General features: G+C 38.9%; 16 protein-coding genes and 2 tRNA genes. 10 read left to right on the top strand and 8 right to left on the bottom strand.

The genetic code is table 11. The features are described from left to right. From B9A52_RS18710 to B9A52_RS18700, 3 genes are read right to left on the bottom strand one after another with little or no spacing between them, the layout of a single operon-like run. Positions 1-1,032: a phosphotransferase family protein gene (locus tag B9A52_RS18710; protein ID WP_084121901.1), complete on the bottom strand. Its 1,032-nt coding sequence runs from the start codon at positions 1,030-1,032 to the stop codon at positions 1-3. Beyond that, positions 1,025-2,236, bottom strand: a complete 1,212-nt coding sequence (locus B9A52_RS18705; RefSeq protein WP_084121900.1) for an acyl-CoA dehydrogenase family protein — start codon at positions 2,234-2,236, stop codon at positions 1,025-1,027. Before B9A52_RS18705 ends, B9A52_RS18710 begins: the two co-directional genes overlap by 8 nt. Before the next feature lie 12 nt (positions 2,237-2,248). After that, a complete protein-coding gene (locus tag B9A52_RS18700; RefSeq protein WP_084121899.1) occupies positions 2,249-3,016 on the bottom strand; it encodes an SDR family NAD(P)-dependent oxidoreductase in 768 nt (255 codons plus the stop codon). A 141-nt stretch (positions 3,017-3,157) separates the two neighbouring features. Here B9A52_RS18700 and B9A52_RS18695 point away from each other — a divergent pair, with 141 nt between their 5' ends. After that, positions 3,158-4,126 carry a zinc-dependent alcohol dehydrogenase family protein gene (locus B9A52_RS18695; RefSeq protein WP_084121898.1) on the top strand — a complete coding sequence of 323 codons (969 nt, stop codon included), beginning with the start codon at positions 3,158-3,160 and terminating at the stop codon, positions 4,124-4,126. A gap of 66 nt (positions 4,127-4,192) precedes the next feature. Here the strand turns inward: B9A52_RS18695 and B9A52_RS18690 are convergent, their stop codons facing one another. Then, on the bottom strand, positions 4,193-4,855 hold the full coding sequence (locus B9A52_RS18690; protein ID WP_084121897.1) for a metal-dependent transcriptional regulator: 663 nt from the start codon (positions 4,853-4,855) through the stop codon (positions 4,193-4,195). Between the two features lie 529 nt (positions 4,856-5,384). Beyond that, positions 5,385-6,506 (bottom strand): glycosyltransferase, encoded by a 1,122-nt coding sequence (locus B9A52_RS18685; RefSeq protein ID WP_084121896.1) that lies wholly within the window; start codon positions 6,504-6,506, stop codon positions 5,385-5,387. Positions 6,507-6,536: 30 nt separating this feature from the next. On the opposite strand from B9A52_RS18685, the gene B9A52_RS18680 reads away from it, so the two are divergent. Both B9A52_RS18680 and B9A52_RS18675 read left to right on the top strand, forming a co-directional pair. Beyond that, positions 6,537-7,355 carry a 2,3,4,5-tetrahydropyridine-2,6-dicarboxylate N-succinyltransferase gene (locus B9A52_RS18680; RefSeq protein WP_084121895.1) on the top strand — a complete coding sequence of 273 codons (819 nt, stop codon included), beginning with the start codon at positions 6,537-6,539 and terminating at the stop codon, positions 7,353-7,355. An 18-nt stretch (positions 7,356-7,373) separates the two neighbouring features. Further along, a complete protein-coding gene (locus B9A52_RS18675; RefSeq protein ID WP_084121894.1) occupies positions 7,374-7,979 on the top strand; it encodes a tetratricopeptide repeat protein in 606 nt (201 codons plus the stop codon). A gap of 124 nt (positions 7,980-8,103) precedes the next feature. Here B9A52_RS18675 and B9A52_RS18670 read toward each other — a convergent pair whose 3' ends face one another. After that, positions 8,104-8,736: a tetratricopeptide repeat protein gene (locus tag B9A52_RS18670; protein WP_231955312.1), complete on the bottom strand. Its 633-nt coding sequence runs from the start codon at positions 8,734-8,736 to the stop codon at positions 8,104-8,106. Positions 8,737-9,094: 358 nt separating this feature from the next. On the opposite strand from B9A52_RS18670, the gene B9A52_RS18665 reads away from it, so the two are divergent. The 5 genes from B9A52_RS18665 to B9A52_RS18645 all read left to right on the top strand — a co-directional run bounded on the left by B9A52_RS18665 (position 9,095) and on the right by B9A52_RS18645 (position 13,217). Next, positions 9,095-9,547, top strand: coding sequence for a hypothetical protein (locus B9A52_RS18665; RefSeq protein WP_084121892.1), 453 nt, complete (start codon positions 9,095-9,097; stop codon positions 9,545-9,547). Positions 9,548-9,572: 25 nt separating this feature from the next. Further along, positions 9,573-9,980, top strand: coding sequence for a DUF4332 domain-containing protein (locus B9A52_RS18660; RefSeq protein WP_084121891.1), 408 nt, complete (start codon positions 9,573-9,575; stop codon positions 9,978-9,980). A gap of 98 nt (positions 9,981-10,078) precedes the next feature. Beyond that, complete coding sequence (locus B9A52_RS18655) at positions 10,079-11,626, top strand: helicase HerA-like domain-containing protein (protein ID WP_084121890.1); 1,548 nt, start codon at positions 10,079-10,081, stop codon at positions 11,624-11,626. Positions 11,627-11,638: 12 nt separating this feature from the next. Next, positions 11,639-12,862 carry a BaiN/RdsA family NAD(P)/FAD-dependent oxidoreductase gene (locus tag B9A52_RS18650; protein ID WP_084123593.1) on the top strand — a complete coding sequence of 408 codons (1,224 nt, stop codon included), beginning with the start codon at positions 11,639-11,641 and terminating at the stop codon, positions 12,860-12,862. After that, on the top strand, positions 12,855-13,217 hold the full coding sequence (locus B9A52_RS18645) for a hypothetical protein (protein WP_084123594.1): 363 nt from the start codon (positions 12,855-12,857) through the stop codon (positions 13,215-13,217). Before B9A52_RS18650 ends, B9A52_RS18645 begins: the two co-directional genes overlap by 8 nt. Positions 13,218-13,224: 7 nt before the next feature. Here the strand turns inward: B9A52_RS18645 and gap are convergent, their stop codons facing one another. After that, positions 13,225-14,220 (bottom strand): type I glyceraldehyde-3-phosphate dehydrogenase, encoded by a 996-nt coding sequence (gene gap, locus B9A52_RS18640; protein WP_084123592.1) that lies wholly within the window; start codon positions 14,218-14,220, stop codon positions 13,225-13,227. A 194-nt stretch (positions 14,221-14,414) separates the two neighbouring features. Here gap and B9A52_RS18635 point away from each other — a divergent pair. Beyond that, positions 14,415-14,486, top strand: a tRNA-Glu gene (locus tag B9A52_RS18635). Between the two features lie 41 nt (positions 14,487-14,527). After that, a tRNA-Glu gene (locus tag B9A52_RS18630) sits at positions 14,528-14,599 on the top strand. A gap of 112 nt (positions 14,600-14,711) precedes the next feature. Here the strand turns inward: B9A52_RS18630 and B9A52_RS18625 are convergent. Further along, positions 14,712-16,919 (bottom strand): B12-binding domain-containing radical SAM protein, encoded by a 2,208-nt coding sequence (locus B9A52_RS18625; protein WP_084121889.1) that lies wholly within the window; start codon positions 16,917-16,919, stop codon positions 14,712-14,714. Positions 16,920-16,994: the final 75 nt, after the last annotated feature.

The following is a 16,994-nucleotide window of genomic DNA, read 5'->3' as shown; positions in this document are numbered from 1 at the left end:
TTATATTTTTTCCGTTTTGATACTTTTTAATGCTGTTTTCCCGCAGGCTCTGACAACATGAATCAACCCTGCAAATCGGGGATCTTGGGAAAACCCTAATGTATATCTTTTATAGATTTGTTGCGCAATTACACCGACTTTAAATAAGCCAAAAGCATAATAGAACAGAATATGATCAAGTTTCAGATTGCTTTTGGAGGCATAGTAGTCAATGGCTTGCTGTCGGGAAAAATTCCCAGCGGGATATGTGAGATTAAACATTTTTAAAGTGTCAGGGTCCTTTGCTTCAGCCCAATAGGCGAGAGATGTCCCCAAATCCATCAAGGGGTCCCCAACGGTAGCCATTTCCCAATCCAAAACAGCTTTGATCCCCGGATCTTCCGGTCCTGTCAATACAAGATTGTCATATTTGTAATCATTGTGGATAAATCCGATATTTTCATTTTTCGGCATATTTGCTTTGAGCCAATCAATGACTGTCTCCATCTCCGAAAGTTCATCAGTCTTGGATTGAAAATATCTTTCAGACCAGCCATGAACTTGTCTTTCAACATATCCCTGAGGTTTTCCCAATTCCAGCAACCCTGATTTTTCCAATTCCAAATGATGGAGTTCCAAAAGTACATCCATCGTATTCTGGGATAGATTTCTGAAATAATCTTCATTCAAATCCATTCCTTCAGGAATCCTGTTCCTCAAAATCAGCCCTTCCACTTTTTCCATGATGAAAAAAGGAGCACCGATCACATTTTCATCTTCACAGCAAATAATGGGATCCGGGATTTTTTTATAACCGGCCTTTTTTAAAGCTTCCAAAATCCTGAACTCCCTTACCATATCATGGGCTTTACTGATTTTCAATCCCAAAGGTGGTCTCCTGAGTACGTATTGTCCGGATGGTGATTGGATCAGGTAAGTAAGGTTGGAATATCCGCCTTTAAATTGACTGATTACAGTAGATTGGGGATCAAGTTTCAGTTTGGTTTCTAAATACGGGAAAAGATTTTCCAGTCCTTTAGGCTCTTTATTCATGATTCATGTAGGGTTTTAAAATGCTTCTGGCCAAAACAGACTTATGCACTTCATCCGGTCCATCATAAATTCTTGCCCCACGTTCATGTCGGTACCAAAAAGAAAGTAAGGTATCATCTGTAATTCCCAAGCCACCATGTACTTGAATGGCCTTATCCAATACTTTCATCAGGACATCGGAAACGAAAAACTTGATGGTTGAAATATCTTCTTTGGCGGCCTTTGCTCCGGATTTTTCTATTTGATAGGCTGTGTTCATGACCATCAATCTTGAAGCCTTGATTGATGCTGAGCATTCAGCAATCCAGTTTTGGATCGTTTGTTGAGAGGCAAGCGGTCTTCCCGGGTCCAATTCTCTGTAGACTGCCCTTTTGCACATCAAATCCAAAGCTCTTTCGCAGATGCCTATCCATCTCATGCAATGATGGATTCTTCCTGGCCCCAATCTTTCCTGGGCTAAAACAAATCCCTGTCCTTCATAACCTATAAGATTGCTTACAGGTACCCGGCAATCTGTGAAGCTTACTTCTCCATGAGACATATAATCTTCTCCCACATCTCCCATGATAGGGATATTCCTGATCAGTTTATATCCAGAATTGTCCAAAGGCACTAAAATCATGCTTGCTCTTTGATAAGGGTTTGGATTTTGGGGATCGGTGACAGCCATTACTATGGTAAAACTTGCCCCATCCGCTGAAGACGTAAACCATTTATGGCCATTTATGACATAATGGTCACCATCTCTTATGGCAAGCGTGGATAGATGCTTGGGATTGCTTCCCGCATGTTCCGGTTCAGTCATCGCAAAGCAGCTTCTAATTTCACCTCTTTGCAAAGGCTTCAGATATTGATCTTTAAGTTCTTTGCTGGCAAACTGATGCATCAATTCCATATTTCCTATGTCAGGTGCCTGACAATTAAAAATATAATGTCCCAATGGACTGCTGCCCAAAACTTCCGAGATTCCGGCAAATTCAAACAAAGATAGCCCTAGGCCACCTTCAGATTCTGAAAGATGTGGAGCAAAGAGCTTTTCTTTTTTGGCCAACTGCCGTAGGGAATTTAATTGAGGCAGGTGGGCCTTGAAAGACCCATAAATTATTTCTTTTTCAATTGGATAAAGATGTTCCTTTAAAAATGCCCTGTACTTTGGTAATAGTTCTTCTGTGCGGCTTGAAGTCAGGAATTCCGAATTGCTCATGGATAAACTGATTTAAATTGTGAAACCACCATCTGCTGTCAGAACTGCTCCTGTGGTATAAGAGGAAGCTTTGGAAGCCAAAAAGAGTGCAACAGCCCCGATTTCCTCACTTGTTCCTGCTCTTTTTATGGCAAGTTTTTTTATTATTTGCTGCATGATTTTGTCGTTGCTCCACAAGGCTTCAGAGAATTTGGTTTTTATCAAACCCGGACAAATGGCATTTACCCTTATTTTGTGGTCTCCCCATTCTTTCGCATAAACTTTGGTAAGGGAGATCAATGCAGCTTTGCTTACACTGTAGATGCCCAAACCCTGTTCAGGAGAAATCCCACCAATGGAACTGATGTTAATGACCGAAGCTATAGGGGAAGTCCTTAGGTATGGAAAACAAAGATTCATCAGGTGAAAAGGTGCCCGGACATTTACTTCCATAATCTTATCAAAAGCTTCCAAACTGGTATCATGTACTGGACCAAACACCGGATTACTCGCTGCATTGTTGACCAACACATCTATCTGTCCATATAATTCTATGGTCTTTTGAACCAGATTTTCCAATTCTTCTTTTTTTCCGACATTGCAGGCAATACCGGTCACTTCATATCCTTTAGCTCTAAGTTTATCCGCCATTTCATCCAAAGCATCCTGTTTTCTGCTGCTGATTACAACTTTGGCACCGGCAGCAGCAAAAGTTTCTGCTATGCTATATCCTATACCTTTACTCGCTCCAGTAATCAGCGCGACACCATTCATCAATGAAAAAAGAGTTGATAGATCCATAATTTTAGTTTTTTTGAGTGACTGAACAAGTTAAATAATTTACTTTTCTTAGGCTACCCATATTTAAAAAATATTATGCATACCGAGTATTTTTTTTTAACTTCCAATTCGAAAAAACATTAATTAACATATACAGATAGCATGAAGCAGGTAATATTCAATCAAACGGGAATGCCCAATGAAGTTTTAATTTTAGAGGAGGCGCCTATACCACAGCCTAAACCCCATGAAGTAAGAATTAAAGTTACTGCCAGAAACATCAATCCATCGGATATAATGTTTGTTCGTGGAATGTACGGGATCACACCAAAACTGCCGAGCAGTGCAGGTTTTGAAGCAGCAGGGGTGGTTGATTTGGCTGATGAGAAAAATACAATTCCAGTTGGAACCAGGGTGATTTTTACAAGTATTGGAACCTGGAAAGAGTATGTCTGTGTACCAGCGCATTTGGTTATCCCTACACCTGAAGGTATGTCGGATGAGGTTGCATGTCAGGCGTTTATCAATCCATTGACAGCCTATGGAATGCTGGAAACCAGTGGGCTGATACGGGGAGATTGGGTTTTGATCACAGCAGGAGCTTCCGCATATGGAAAATTGGTCATTCAAATGGCCAAACAAAAGGGTATCAATATTGCCTGTACTGTGAGAAGGGATGAACAAAAAGCGTACTTGACAAGTTTGGGGGCTGATTTGGTGGTCAACACTGAAAAAGAAAAACTTCAAAAAATCATCATGGAAAAGACAGGCGAGGGGGTCAACGTGGTTTTTGATGCTGTAGGTGGTACTTTAGGTGCTAGAGCTTTATCCTGCCTCAAAAACAATGGAAAAATGATGGTTTTTGGATTATTGAGTTTGGAAAATATTCCTTTGAATTCGGGTCTTTTGATTTTCAAAAATATAAAAGTTGAAGGTTTTTGGTTAACCTCTTATTTGGAAAGCCTGAAGCAAGAAGAAAGAGAAACTGCATTCAGAACCGTTTTTACCCATCTGATTTCCCAAAAAGTTAAAGTTGATATTCAATCTACTTTTCCGCTGGAAAAATTCAAAGAAGCTTTAGAGGAATATGAGAAGGGTGGTAGAAATGGGAAAGTAATTTTAGTGTCATAGAAGTTTAAAAAGAATTCTAATGTTTGAAAAAGGGGCGGGAGGTTTACCTCCCGCTTTTCATTTTCCTCATTGCATCACTAAAATATTCCCTGCCACATCTTTTGACATAAAGATCGATTTTTTATTATCCACCAAAATTTCAATGGATCCATCAAATTCCACCTTATCAGTTACTTTGATTCTTGCACCGATGTAGGCACCGACTTTGTCCAGGTACCTCAAAAAAGCTGCGCTACTGTCTTTGACTGCGACTATCTGACCTGCCGAATGAAGTTCAAGTTCATTGAGTGGTATTCGGGGTCTTGAACGTACATCACCATATTCATCAGGAATAGGATCGCCATGGGGATCAAATTTGGGAAAGCCTAAATATTCATCTAACCTTTGGATCAAAATTCCGGATTTGATGTGTTCCAATTCATCTGCTACTTCATGGACTTCATCCCAGGAGAATTTCAGTTTTTCTACTAAAAACACTTCCCACAATCTATGCTTTCTTATGGTTTGAAGGGCTATTTTTTTTCCTTCCTCCGTAATGTGTACCCCATAATATTTTCTGTATTCTATCACTGCTTTATCCCCCAATTTCCGGAGCATATCAGAAACAGAGGCAGGTTTTGTTTTCATTTCCCCTGAGATATCGTTTGTTGAAACCCCTTTTTTTCCGCCTTCCGATAGGTGGTATATGGCTTTCAAATAATTTTCCTCTGCGTAGGTGAGTGGGTTCATATTTTTTTATTGAAGGTACAAATATATTAATTTAGGGTATACTAAAAAAAAATTTAATATAGACTAAATAACATGTGGATAACCTTCAATCAATTGTGATTTGCTTTTTAGACAAGTCTAAATATTAAATTAAGTATATTTAAATATGATTTCAAGTCATTATATTACAATGATTTAAAAGTAAATACTTGCCCTGTGAATTTCTGTTTTCAGGAAGTACAGGGAGTTTCCTAATACTCAAATATAGTTTCCGGAAAGGGGGAGTGGTGGATAACTTTTGGTGTATTTGGAATAGAAATAGTTACCAATAACCATAAAACCGGATCTGAAAAATCTAAAAAGATGATTCTTTCAACTGACAAACACCATCCGAAAATTCAAATGGAAAAGAATTGATTACCAATCTTTGTGGCAGTTTGAACAAGGTTAGCCACCAAGACGCTAAGTCACAAAGGGATTAATTGTAAAACCGATACTATAATTGGGCAATAAAATTTGAAAGACAATTAATGATATAGCCTCAATCTCCCTATTTGCAGGATAGGCGCTCAATGACTTCTAAAAATTCGGTTTCCTGACTACTCCAAAGGACCTCATTTCCCGGAGAAGAGACAAAAAACTTTTTAGCCAAAAACAGGTCAAAAGTAGATTTGCAATTTTTCATATCCGAAAAATCAATTTCCATTCCTCCAGGATATTGGGCAACGATTTGATTCCATTTTTGGTTGGGACTGATTAAACAGGGCTTTCCCAGGGCCAGGCTTTCGTAAAGTTTGCTGGGGATTTTTGGACTGATGCTTGGGATTTGATGGTAAGGCATCAAAATAATATCCGCTTCATTATAGGCATTCAATATCTTTTCATACTCCAATGGAGTATTTGAAGCAGTGAGTTGAATCTGTGGATAACCTGAAACAGCTTCCGATAAATTTTCCATAAAAGATTCCAATGGTACATGACCCATTATCAGCAGCCTGGATTTAGGGAAGTGTCTGTGGATCGCTTTAAACCATTGAATCCCGTTCAAAATTCCATAGACTTCTGTAAGTGTTCCTGACATCAAGAATGTCAATGTATTTTCAGGATTGAGATAATATGGTTCTTTAACTTTCAATTTGCCATAAAATCTATTTTCCAAAATTGAATGAGGTTTGAACTTCTTCAATTCTTCCCTGTAGCAGCGTTCTGCGAAAAAAAAGTGATCCACAAAATACCTTGAACCAAGTTCAATAAAATTTATCAGTATCAAAGCAGCATCTTTTTTGAATCCGGAAAGAGTTTTGTTTTGACTTATGTTTAGACTATAATTTTCCTGAACGTCATAAATCAATTTAAAACCAAGAAAAAATTTACTGAAAACCGCTGCTGGTAGAAGTTCAAAAGTGGAAACAATCAGAACTTTAGGTTTATCTTGAAAAAGCAATTTTATCAACTTCAGGTTTAAAAATATCCTTGAATAGTTATTTCTCTCTTTTGAATAGAGGCTTATGAAATTGATAAATTTATCGGAAGATTCTTTTTTTGTTGAAAATCCTATGATGTTAATCTTGTATTTATTTGTTTCACGCAATGAAAGTCCAAACCTGTAATAAGCCCTAGTGTCTTTGACAGGTTTGAGCACTGAGGCGATGGTGATTTTGGAAAGCTGCATGAACAATTTTAAATTCTTTGGGTCAAAAATATGGAATTATTAAAGTCGATTATCGAAAATGCCTGGGAAAACAGGGAATTGTTAAATGAAAAGGATGTCGAAATTGCTATCAAAACCGTAATAGCGGAATTGGACAGCGGTAGATTAAGGGTTGCTGAACCTTTATCCGATGGTTCATGGCAAGTTAATGAATGGGTTAAAAAGGCAGTTATATTATATTTCCCCATTCAAAAAATGAGGACTATTGAGGTAGGTCCCTTTGAATTCCATGATAAAATAGCGCTGAAATCCAATTATGCAAAGCAGGGAGTAAGGGTAGTTCCTCATGCTGTGGCACGCTATGGGGCCTATTTAGCCAAAGGAGTGGTGATGATGCCATCTTATGTCAATATTGGTGCTTATGTGGACAGTGGCACGATGGTTGATACATGGGCTACTGTAGGTTCATGTGCGCAAATTGGAAAAGATGTGCACTTAAGTGGGGGAGTTGGTATTGGAGGAGTTCTTGAACCTGTTCAAGCCGCACCTGTTATTATTGAAGATGGCGCTTTTATTGGTTCTAGGGCTATAATCGTAGAGGGGGTTAGAATTGGAAAGCAAGCTGTGATAGGTGCCGGGGTTACTTTGACAGCAAGTTCAAAGATCATTGATGTAACCGGAAAGGAGCCAAAAGAGTATAAAGGATTTGTTCCCTCAAGATCGGTGGTGATACCGGGTTCCCTTACCAAAAAATTCAATGCAGGTGAATTTCAGGTTCCCTGCGCACTGATTATTGGACAGAGAAAAGCTTCCACTGATCTTAAAACTTCTTTAAATGAGGCTTTGAGGGAAAACAATGTAGCTGTTTAAATCATTATTTAAGTAAAAATGAGAATTTGGAATTGGGTATTTGCCGCCCTTATCGGTATAGTTTTTATGCTTGGTGCCTGTTCACAAGGAGGGTCCAACAAAGGTGATGAACTGTTCAATGAAGGTAAATATAAAGAAGCGATTTCTGCTTACAACAGTTTTTTAGCATCGAAACCGAAGAATGTAAAGGCCCTTTACAATCGAGGCAGATCTTATGAAGAATTAGGTGAATTCAAAAATGCAGAAAAGGATTTTCTGGCAGCTTTGGATCAGGATTCAAAAAACATTCAGGTGTTGTTGAGCCTTTCTAATATTTATCAAAAACAGAAAAACCATAGTTCCGCCCTTTTATATGCAGATTACGCTGTGGAAATTCCCGGTGCTCCTGCAATGGCTTATTTTATGAAAGGCCGGGCATTGCACCAAATAGGAAATACACAGGAAGCCCTGAGAGAATACAGTGCAGCTATTAAAATGGATAAAGACTTCGGGCAAGCCTATTATTATAGGGGAATGTTGAAAATTGCTACGGATAAGAAAAAATCAGGATGCGAAGATATCAGTCTGGCTATCAGGTTGAATGTTGCTATTGCTCAGGAGGCCAGTGATAAGTATTGTAAGTAAGATTTGAGATGTAAGACACAAGACTCAGGACATAAGATTTCGAAATCTTTCATTCCGCCACATTGAATTCCGATCTAAATCTAACATCTGAAATCTAAAGTCTAAAATAAATCAACCTTGCCCCTCAATGTCCTGCGAGATGCCTTAATCGTTCAAATTTTTGGGACATATTTCTGGGTTCAGCTTGATGGTTGCATATTTCTTCGGAAATCAATCTACCCTGACCTCTACAGGTTCTACAGTCAGAAACTTCGACCAATGAACCATTACATCTTGGACAATCAAGCCTTCCATCTCCGCCACATTTATCACATTCATGATATTCGATTATATTAAAAATATTTTTTTTGGTCACCAATCCTTTTCCCATGCATTTAATACATCCCACCGCTCCTTTGGCTTTACAAAAAGAACAGGATTGTTCCAATATTCTATTTCCATTACAAGTTGGACAGCCATTATAGCGATATCCTCTAAAATCACAGAATTTGCAATTTGAAATTTCGTCCAGATGGTTTTTTAATTTCTGCTGAAGGATTTTTGCCTGCTCATAATTGTCGCCTTGGTATCCATTGATTTCCAGATATTTTTCAAGGAAACTTGAACTGTTATCAAATTGACCTAACTGGAACAAAGTTTCAGCAAAAAAATAGGGCATTTCAGAAGGTATGGGAAGGTTGCTTTCAATGATTTGCCTGAAATATGCATTGGCCCTTTCAAAATCACCCTTTTCCATTTCGGCCAAAGCACTGTTCATCAGTCGGGAAGATCCGCCAAGAGATGGTTTTACTTGTGAATAACTTTGAAAGCCAAACAGAAATAATAGACAGCCTAAAAGAAAAATTTTTGAAAAGGATAATACGGGGTTTTTTAGACTACAATCAATCATTAAGCTATTTATAGGGTTTTTATCTATGGCAAAGTAAATACCTTTAATTAATAAAACAATGGCAAAGAATCAAAGTGCCTATTTCCATCTTTTTTCTTAAATAATCTTTAACTATCAACTTTAAAGTTTTAATCTAATTGTAATTTAAAATCAAATTAACTTATTTTGGAAAAGGTCAATTTAGTTCCAAAAATTAATTTTTATTTCTCTTTTTATTTATGTCAATATGATTCAAGAAATTCTTAATAAAACCTCAAGTGATTTGGTTTCTGGATTAACAGACCAATTCGGATTGGGGCAGGATCAGGCCAAAAATGCTATGAACCTTACAAAAGACAGTTTACTTTCTTCCTTTGGCAAAGAGGCTGCCTCTGGCAATATGGATGGTATACTGAAAATGCTGAATATGGGTTCAGGGACACAAAGTTCCCCCATGTTTCAAAATATGCTGGGAGATCTAAGCAGTAGTTATATTTCCAAATTGGGAGTTTCACTTCAAACTGCGACGCAGATCAGTAACTTTGTTTTGCCCAAAATCATTTCAGCTATTTCCGGTAGTAAATCCGGCGCCTTTGATAAATCAGACCTAATAAAAATGATCAGCCAAGGCGCAGGAGGTTCTTTGGCAGATAAAGCCGGAGATTTACTTAAAGGAGGACTAGGAAACTTATTTAAATAAACTTGATAACCTAAATTTTATAATTATGTCAAAAACAATCACCATGATTGAGGGTATAGGCCCTGCACACAAAGAAAAACTGGCAAAAGCCGGAATCGCAACAGTCGAAGCACTTCTTGAAAAAGGAGCTAGCAAGAAAGGAAGAAAAGAAATAGCGGAAGCAAGTGGCATTGGGGAAGGAGTAATCCTGGATTGGGTCAATATGGCTGACCTTTTTAGAGTGAACGGAATAGCAAGTCAGTTTGCCGAGTTACTCAAAGCTGCAGGAGTCGATACTGTAAAAGAGCTCAGAACCAGAAACCCTGAAAATCTTCACAAAGCCCTTGTTGAAACAAATGAAGCAAAAAAATTGACCAGGGTAGTACCGGCATTATCCCAAATAGAAGATTTTATCAATTATGCCAAACACCTTGAACCTGTTGTAACGCATTAAAGGCAATCCTTTTTTTCACAAAAAACCTGAATACTTCCAAACTGTGTTCAGGTTTTTTTATTTTCGCTGAGTTAAAATTTCAATTTTCAATTTTTATTATGAGCAAATCTGAAGAATTCAAACAGCATATTGAATTGGGCTACACATTCAAAGGTGATTCCATTATTCTTGGTACGGGTATTCTTGAAAATGAACCCATACCAATGGCACAAGTCAAAGTTCCCTTAAAAACTTTTAACCGCCATGGTTTGATTGCAGGAGCTACAGGTACCGGAAAGACCAAAACCTTACAGGTCATTGCAGAGCAGCTTTCTCTGAATGGGGTTCCTGTTGTTCTGATGGACTTAAAAGGGGATTTATCAGGAATGGCAAAGCCCGGGACATTGAATTCACATATTGAAAAAAGAAGTGGTTTGATAGGGGTGGACTATCAGCCTGAAAGTTTACCTGTTGAATTGATGTCTATCAGCAATGAAAAAGGGGTGAAATTGAAAGCCACTGTTTCTGAATTTGGACCTGTCTTGATTTCCCAGATATTGGAACTGAACGATACGCAAAGAGGCGTCATTGCTTTGGTATTCAGGTATTGCGATACCCATCATCTTCCCCTTTTGGATTTAAAGGACCTTAAAAAGGTGCTTCAATATATTATCAACGAAGGAAAGGCTGAGATTACAAAGGAATTTGGTGCAGTATCCTCTGCGACGGTCAACACGATTATGCGCAAAATCATTGAGCTGGAGCAGCAGGGGGCGGAAAATTTCTTCGGGGAACTTTCATTCGAAGTTGATGATTTTGTGCGGACAGTTGACGGTAAGGGCATGGTCTCAATCATCCGTTTGACTGATATTCAAAACAGGCCTAAACTGTTTTCTACCTTTATGCTCAGCTTGTTATCTGAAATCTACGAGACATTTCCTGAGCAGGGAGACTCCGACAAACCCAAATTATGTCTATTCATAGATGAAGCTCATTTGGTATTCTCCAATGCATCCAAAGACCTGATAGATAAAATAGAAGCCATAGTTAAATTGATCAGATCCAAGGGTGTCGGGGTTTTTTTCTGTACACAGACTCCTACAGATGTCCCTGATAATGTACTAGGCCAATTGGGATTGAAAATACAGCATTCTCTGAGGGCCTTTACAGCCAAAGACCGTAAAGCCATCACCAAAACAGCTGAGAATTATCCATTGTCCACTTTTTACAAAACCTCAGAAGTTTTGACTGCGATGGGTATCGGTGAAGCATTGGTTACAGTTCTGAATGAAAAAGGAATTCCCACACCTTTGGCACATACCTTATTGCGAGCACCGATTTCCAGAATGGATATACTAAGCCAAGATGAAATAGATCAGTTGGTTTCTCAATCTTCATTGGTCAAAAAGTACAATGTCACTATGGATAGGAATAGTGCGTTTGAAATTTTGGAACAGAAAATAACAAAAGCAGAGGAAGAAGCATCCCAAGGTCAAGGGCAATCAACTTCCGGAGGAAATGGGCGGACCCAAAACCGTACGCCAAAGGAAACCAGTATCTTTGATGACCTGAGTAAGAATACCATGGTAAGACAAATCGGAAGGACGATTTTCAGAGAATTGACAAGAGGGATTATGGGCTCTATATCCGGAAAGAAAAGGAGATGATTTGTGGATAAAATTTCGATAGGAGTCATAGGTGCCGGCGCTGCGGGATATTTTGCTGCAATACATGCTGCTGAAAAAGGAGCAGAAGTAACCATTCTTGAAAAAACCTCCAAATCTTTATCAAAAGTAAAGATTTCAGGAGGTGGCAGGTGCAATGTGACCCATCATGCGCTTGAATTGTCTCAATTGACCAAAAATTATCCGAGAGGGGAAAAATTTTTAAGAAAAGTCTTCAAGCATTTCTCAGTTAGAGATACCATAGCTTGGTTTGAATCAAGGGGAGTGCAATTAAAAACAGAAGCTGATGGAAGGATGTTTCCTGTCTCAGATGATTCACAGTCTATTATTGACGCTTTGGAATCTCAGGCTAACAAAAATAAAATAAAGCTGGTCTATAATTATTCAGTTATAGAAATTCAAAAAACAAATGGAAAATTCAGAGTACTTTCAAAAAATGATGAACTGCTTTTCGATAAAGTAATTGTATGTGCAGGCGGAAGTCCCAAAATTGATGGATTCAATTTTATTAAAAAACTTGGACATACCATTTCACCACCGATTCCATCACTTTTTACTTTTAATACCCCTGACGAGCCGATCAAAAAGTTGATGGGAAATTCTGTTCCTGATGCTTTTGTGAGACTTGAGGGAACCAAATTGGCTTACAGAGGACCTTTGTTGATTACCCATTGGGGTGTCAGCGGACCGGCAATTTTAAAGCTTTCGGCTTTCGGTGCGCAATGGCTTTTTGAAAAAAATTATAATGCCAACGCACATATCCGTTGGGATGCGTCACTAAAAAGTGAGGAAGATATTATACAAAAGCTCAATGATTTTAGAAATGCCCACCCCAAAAAGAAAGTGATGACCAATCCGCTATTTTCCTTACCAGCAAGGCTTTGGGAACATATTTCGGAAAAATCAGGGGTCGAAAATGAGATTATTTGGCAAAATCTCCCAAAAAAACACTTCCATAAACTAGTTCAAAATCTTTTTTGCTATATTGTCCGCGTTAAGGGCAAGACTACGTTCAAGGAAGAGTTTGTGACAGCAGGAGGGGTAGAATTGAATGAGGTTGATCCTGAGACCATGCAGAGCAGACTTATTGACGGTTTGTTTTTTGCTGGAGAAGTTATGAATATCGATGGGATTACAGGTGGATTTAATTTTCAGGCTGCTTGGAGTACCGGATATTTAGCTGGAAGAAGTGCAAATCAAATAAATGAATATGCTTAATACCCCCCCGATCAATTTTGATAGGATTGATGAAATGGCTGAAGGTGATGCTGAATTTAAGGCAGAACTTGTCAGTGCCCTATACAAGTCATTGACCGAACTGAAAGAGAAGTATTTGGAAGGTGCGGAATTAAAAGATATTGAAATCCTCTCTCAAATCAGACATAAGGTCAAGCCTGCTTTGGCTTTGTTTGAAATAAAAAGATTGGATGGAATCATTCAGGAAGGCAAAGAAATCCTGACTGAGAAGGGTTTTGAACAGGATTTTATGGAACATCTTGATGCCTTCTTAGATGCTGTGCAGGAGGCCATTGATCAAGTTAATGTTGGCTTGGATTTAGAAGAAAAGCCCTAAATACTCCCTAAGTTATTTTTTGAATTAAATCGACAAGCCGGTTGGAATAACCCGCTTCATTGTCATACCAACCTACAATCTTAACAAGATTTCCTTTTGCCGATGTCAATCCCGCATCAAAAATGCAGGAATGGGGATTTCCTATTATGTCTATGGAAACAATCGGGGCTTCAATATATTCCACAATGCCTTTCAGGGAAGTTTGTGATTCATTTTTGAAAATGGCATTGACTTCCTCAGTACTAGTTTCCTTTTTCAACAATAAGATCAAATCTGTCAGAGATCCATCAGGAACAGGTACCCGCATAGCAGAGGCTTCAATTTTACCCTTAAGATGCGGGAGTACCAATTCCATCGCTTTGGCAGCATTGGTGGTAGTCGGTATAATGGAATATGCCGCAGCCCTTGCCCTTCTCAGATCCCTGTGTGGTGCATCATGAAGATTTTGGTCGTTGGTGTAGGAGTGTACAGTGGACATAAATCCCTTTTCAATCCCAAAATGCTCTTCCATGATTTTCAGCATTGGGGCGAGACAGTTTGTCGTGCAGGAAGCATTGGAGATAATATCATGTTCCTCTTTGAGGATTTCATCATTGACTCCCAATACAACTGTAGGAACTTCTTTATCCTTGGATGGCGCGGTGATGATAACCTTTTTTGCCCCGGCTTTAATATGAGCTTCTGCAAGTTCCCTTTCGGTGAATCTTCCCGTAGATTCCAGGACAATATCAATATCCAAATCACCCCACGGTATTTTTTCAGGGTCTTTTTCAGCGAAAATTTTAATTGTTTGTCCTTTTGCCTTTAGGTTGCCTTCTTGGACAGTAATAGGGAATGGATATTTGCCATGGATGGAATCATATTGGATGAGATGGGCAAGGGTTTCAGGGTCTGTGAGGTCATTGATGGCAATGAGATCAATCCCTTCTTTTTCAAGCAAAAGCTTTAAAGTCAATCTTCCAATTCTACCACAGCCATTGATGGCCACTCGCTTATTTCTCATGGGTGTTGGTTTGTCTTCTTTTATTCCCAGGCGAAAATAACAAAGATGTCCATCAATGTCTAAATTTTTTTTCAAGCTTAGTTTCAAGGTTTTGAATGGACAAACCAAATATTTTTTGGTCAGGTTTTGCAATATGAATTTAACCCTCTATATTTGCAACACCATTTGAAAAAGTGGTCCCCAATACCAAATTTGGTCGGTTCGTCTAGGGGTTAGGACGTATCCCTTTCACGGATAAAACACGGGTTCGATTCCCGTACCGACTACGCTGACACTGAAGAAATTCAGTGTTTTATTTTTGAAAAATGGTCGATTCGTCTAGGGGTTAGGACGTATCCCTTTCACGGATAAAACACGGGTTCGATTCCCGTATCGACTACGACAAATTGATGTTTTCATCGTTCTGATTGCCTTGGCATGATGAATTTGTTTTATGGTTGTTAGTGGTTAAAGTGAGTTTAAAAACCCGGGCTTTTAGCTCGGGTTTTTTATTAAACTAAGACCAAACCGTATTCCAATAAGAATTTCCATGTTTTGGAAACTAAAAAACGGTTAAAATCCCCTAAACCTGCCTTCACATAATTTTCCTCAAAAGATCCAAAGTTCATTTCCTTTTTTTCGGGAGTTGGTGATATTTCCCGAAGAATGGCTTCCAGCCATTTACCGTCTTCTTTTCCGACTAGGATCTCGTCCCTGTGGTTCTTGTTTTCAATGACCAATTTCCAGGTTTCTATTTTATTTCCTTTTTTGCTGATAAAAGTATCATGTAACAATTCAGGCACATTTCCCAGCCAAACCATTTTTGCATTGGGTTTCAAAACAACTTCCGTTTCATGTTGAATGGCATTAAAAATAAAATTTGATGAAACCGATGTTCTAGGTATCTTGAAATCAAACCATTCCTGAAGCTTGAAGTCAAAACAGATTCCGTGCATGTAATTGAACAGGGCTTTTTTCAAACCTTCGCTGAACAGCTCATGTTCTGCGCCTTCCGGATCTTCATGGCTAAGGTCATTCTCTGCAAAGAGACCTTGTTCCGGACCTGTCCTTACCACTCTGAAGGCACCCGGATCAACTCCAATGGGTGCATGGGCTGTCATGGCAAACAAGTGCCAGAAGCCGGATTGCAGTACATTGTGCATAAACAACTGTCTGACCATTTCAAGGCTGTCGATGGTTTCCTGGGCTGTCTGGCTCGGAAATCCGTACATCAGATAGGCATGCACCATAATGCCCGATTCGGTAAAATTATGCGCAACCCTGGCTACTTGGGAAACGGTGACACCTTTCTGCATCATTTTCAATAAACGGTCAGAAGCTACCTCTAAACCGCCTGAAACAGCGATGCAACCTGATGCTTTAAGTAATCTGCAGAGATTATAGGTAAACCTTTCTTCAAACCTAATATTGGTCCACCAGGTGATTTTAAGGTTTCGTTTAAGTATTTCAATAGCAACTTCGCGCATCAGAGCAGGAGGGGCCGCTTCATCTACAAAGTGGAATCCGGTTTCACCTGTTTGCAAGATCAATTCTTCAATACGGTCACATATCAGTGTGGCACTGACAGGTTCATAATTTTTGATATAATCCAAGGTTACATCACAAAAAGAGCACTTTTTCCAATAGCAGCCATGGGCCATAGTCAATTTATTCCATCTCCCATCAGACCACAAGCGGTGCATGGGATTGGCTATTTCTATTACAGAAAGATATTGATGCAGCGGCAAACCAGAATAGTCAGGCGTTCCTGTTTTGCTGAATGGAATATCACTTTCTTTTGACCCGTTGAGATAGGTTACCTTTCCGTTCAATAAGGCAAATGTCCTCTTGAGTTTTTGTAATTCTCTGTCTCCATCCAAATGCTCCAATAAACATGTCAAAGGCCTTTCTCCATCATCCAAAGTGATAAAATCCAGGTATTGGAAAACTCGGGGTTCTTTGATTGACCTGAGTTCAGTATTTGGGTATCCACCGCCCATAGCGATTTTTATTTGGGGATACTTGGACTTGATGTATTGACCGCATCGGAGTGCTCCATATAAATTGCCCGGAAAAGGAACAGACATGCAGACCAAATATGGATCAGTTTCCTTTATCAATAATTCCAATTCCTCAATTAGAAATTGGTCAGTAAATGAAAGTTGTCCTTCCAAAGCTTTGGCCAGTGGGTCGAAAGAAACCGCTGATCTACCCAATCTTTCGGCGTACCGGCTAAATCCAAAAAAAGGATCCAACACTTCCTGGATCAAATCCCCCAAATCTTCCAAATAGAGTGTTGCCAAATGCCGGGCTTTGTCCTGTATCCCCATGGTTCCAAAAGCCCAATCCATATTATCCAACTGATCAAACCTTGACGCTTTTGGTAAAAAGTCTCCGTCACAGATATTGTAGGCCAAGGTAGGGTTTTCAAATTGCAGGAATTTGATGACAGGGTCTATGGTATGTAAGTAGTCATTTTGAAGTTTAAATATTCTTAGGCTGTTTTTTGAATATTTTTTAATTCCTTCTTTATCAATAGCTTGAAATACTTTACTTAAACCATTTTTTGAAAAAATCCTAAGAATTACTTTTATTCCCAGATCTGCTTGATGGGATGTTTTTCCTATCGTATTCAGATAACCTTTGATATATGCGGTCGCAGGATAGGGGGTATTCAGTTGGGTAAACGGAGGAGTGATTAAAAGAATGGATTTTGACACAGTAAAATTATTTCCCCCAAATTTCGATAATTTTCACGGATAACCATTAAGGATAAAAAATAATGAACCACAAAA

The sequence above is a fragment of the Aquiflexum balticum DSM 16537 genome, assembly GCF_900176595.1.
In the GTDB taxonomy this organism is placed as follows: Bacteria; Bacteroidota; Bacteroidia; order Cytophagales; family Cyclobacteriaceae; genus Aquiflexum; species Aquiflexum balticum.
Note: the sequence above shows the minus strand (reverse complement) of the source record. Positions and strands in the feature narration are given on the sequence as shown.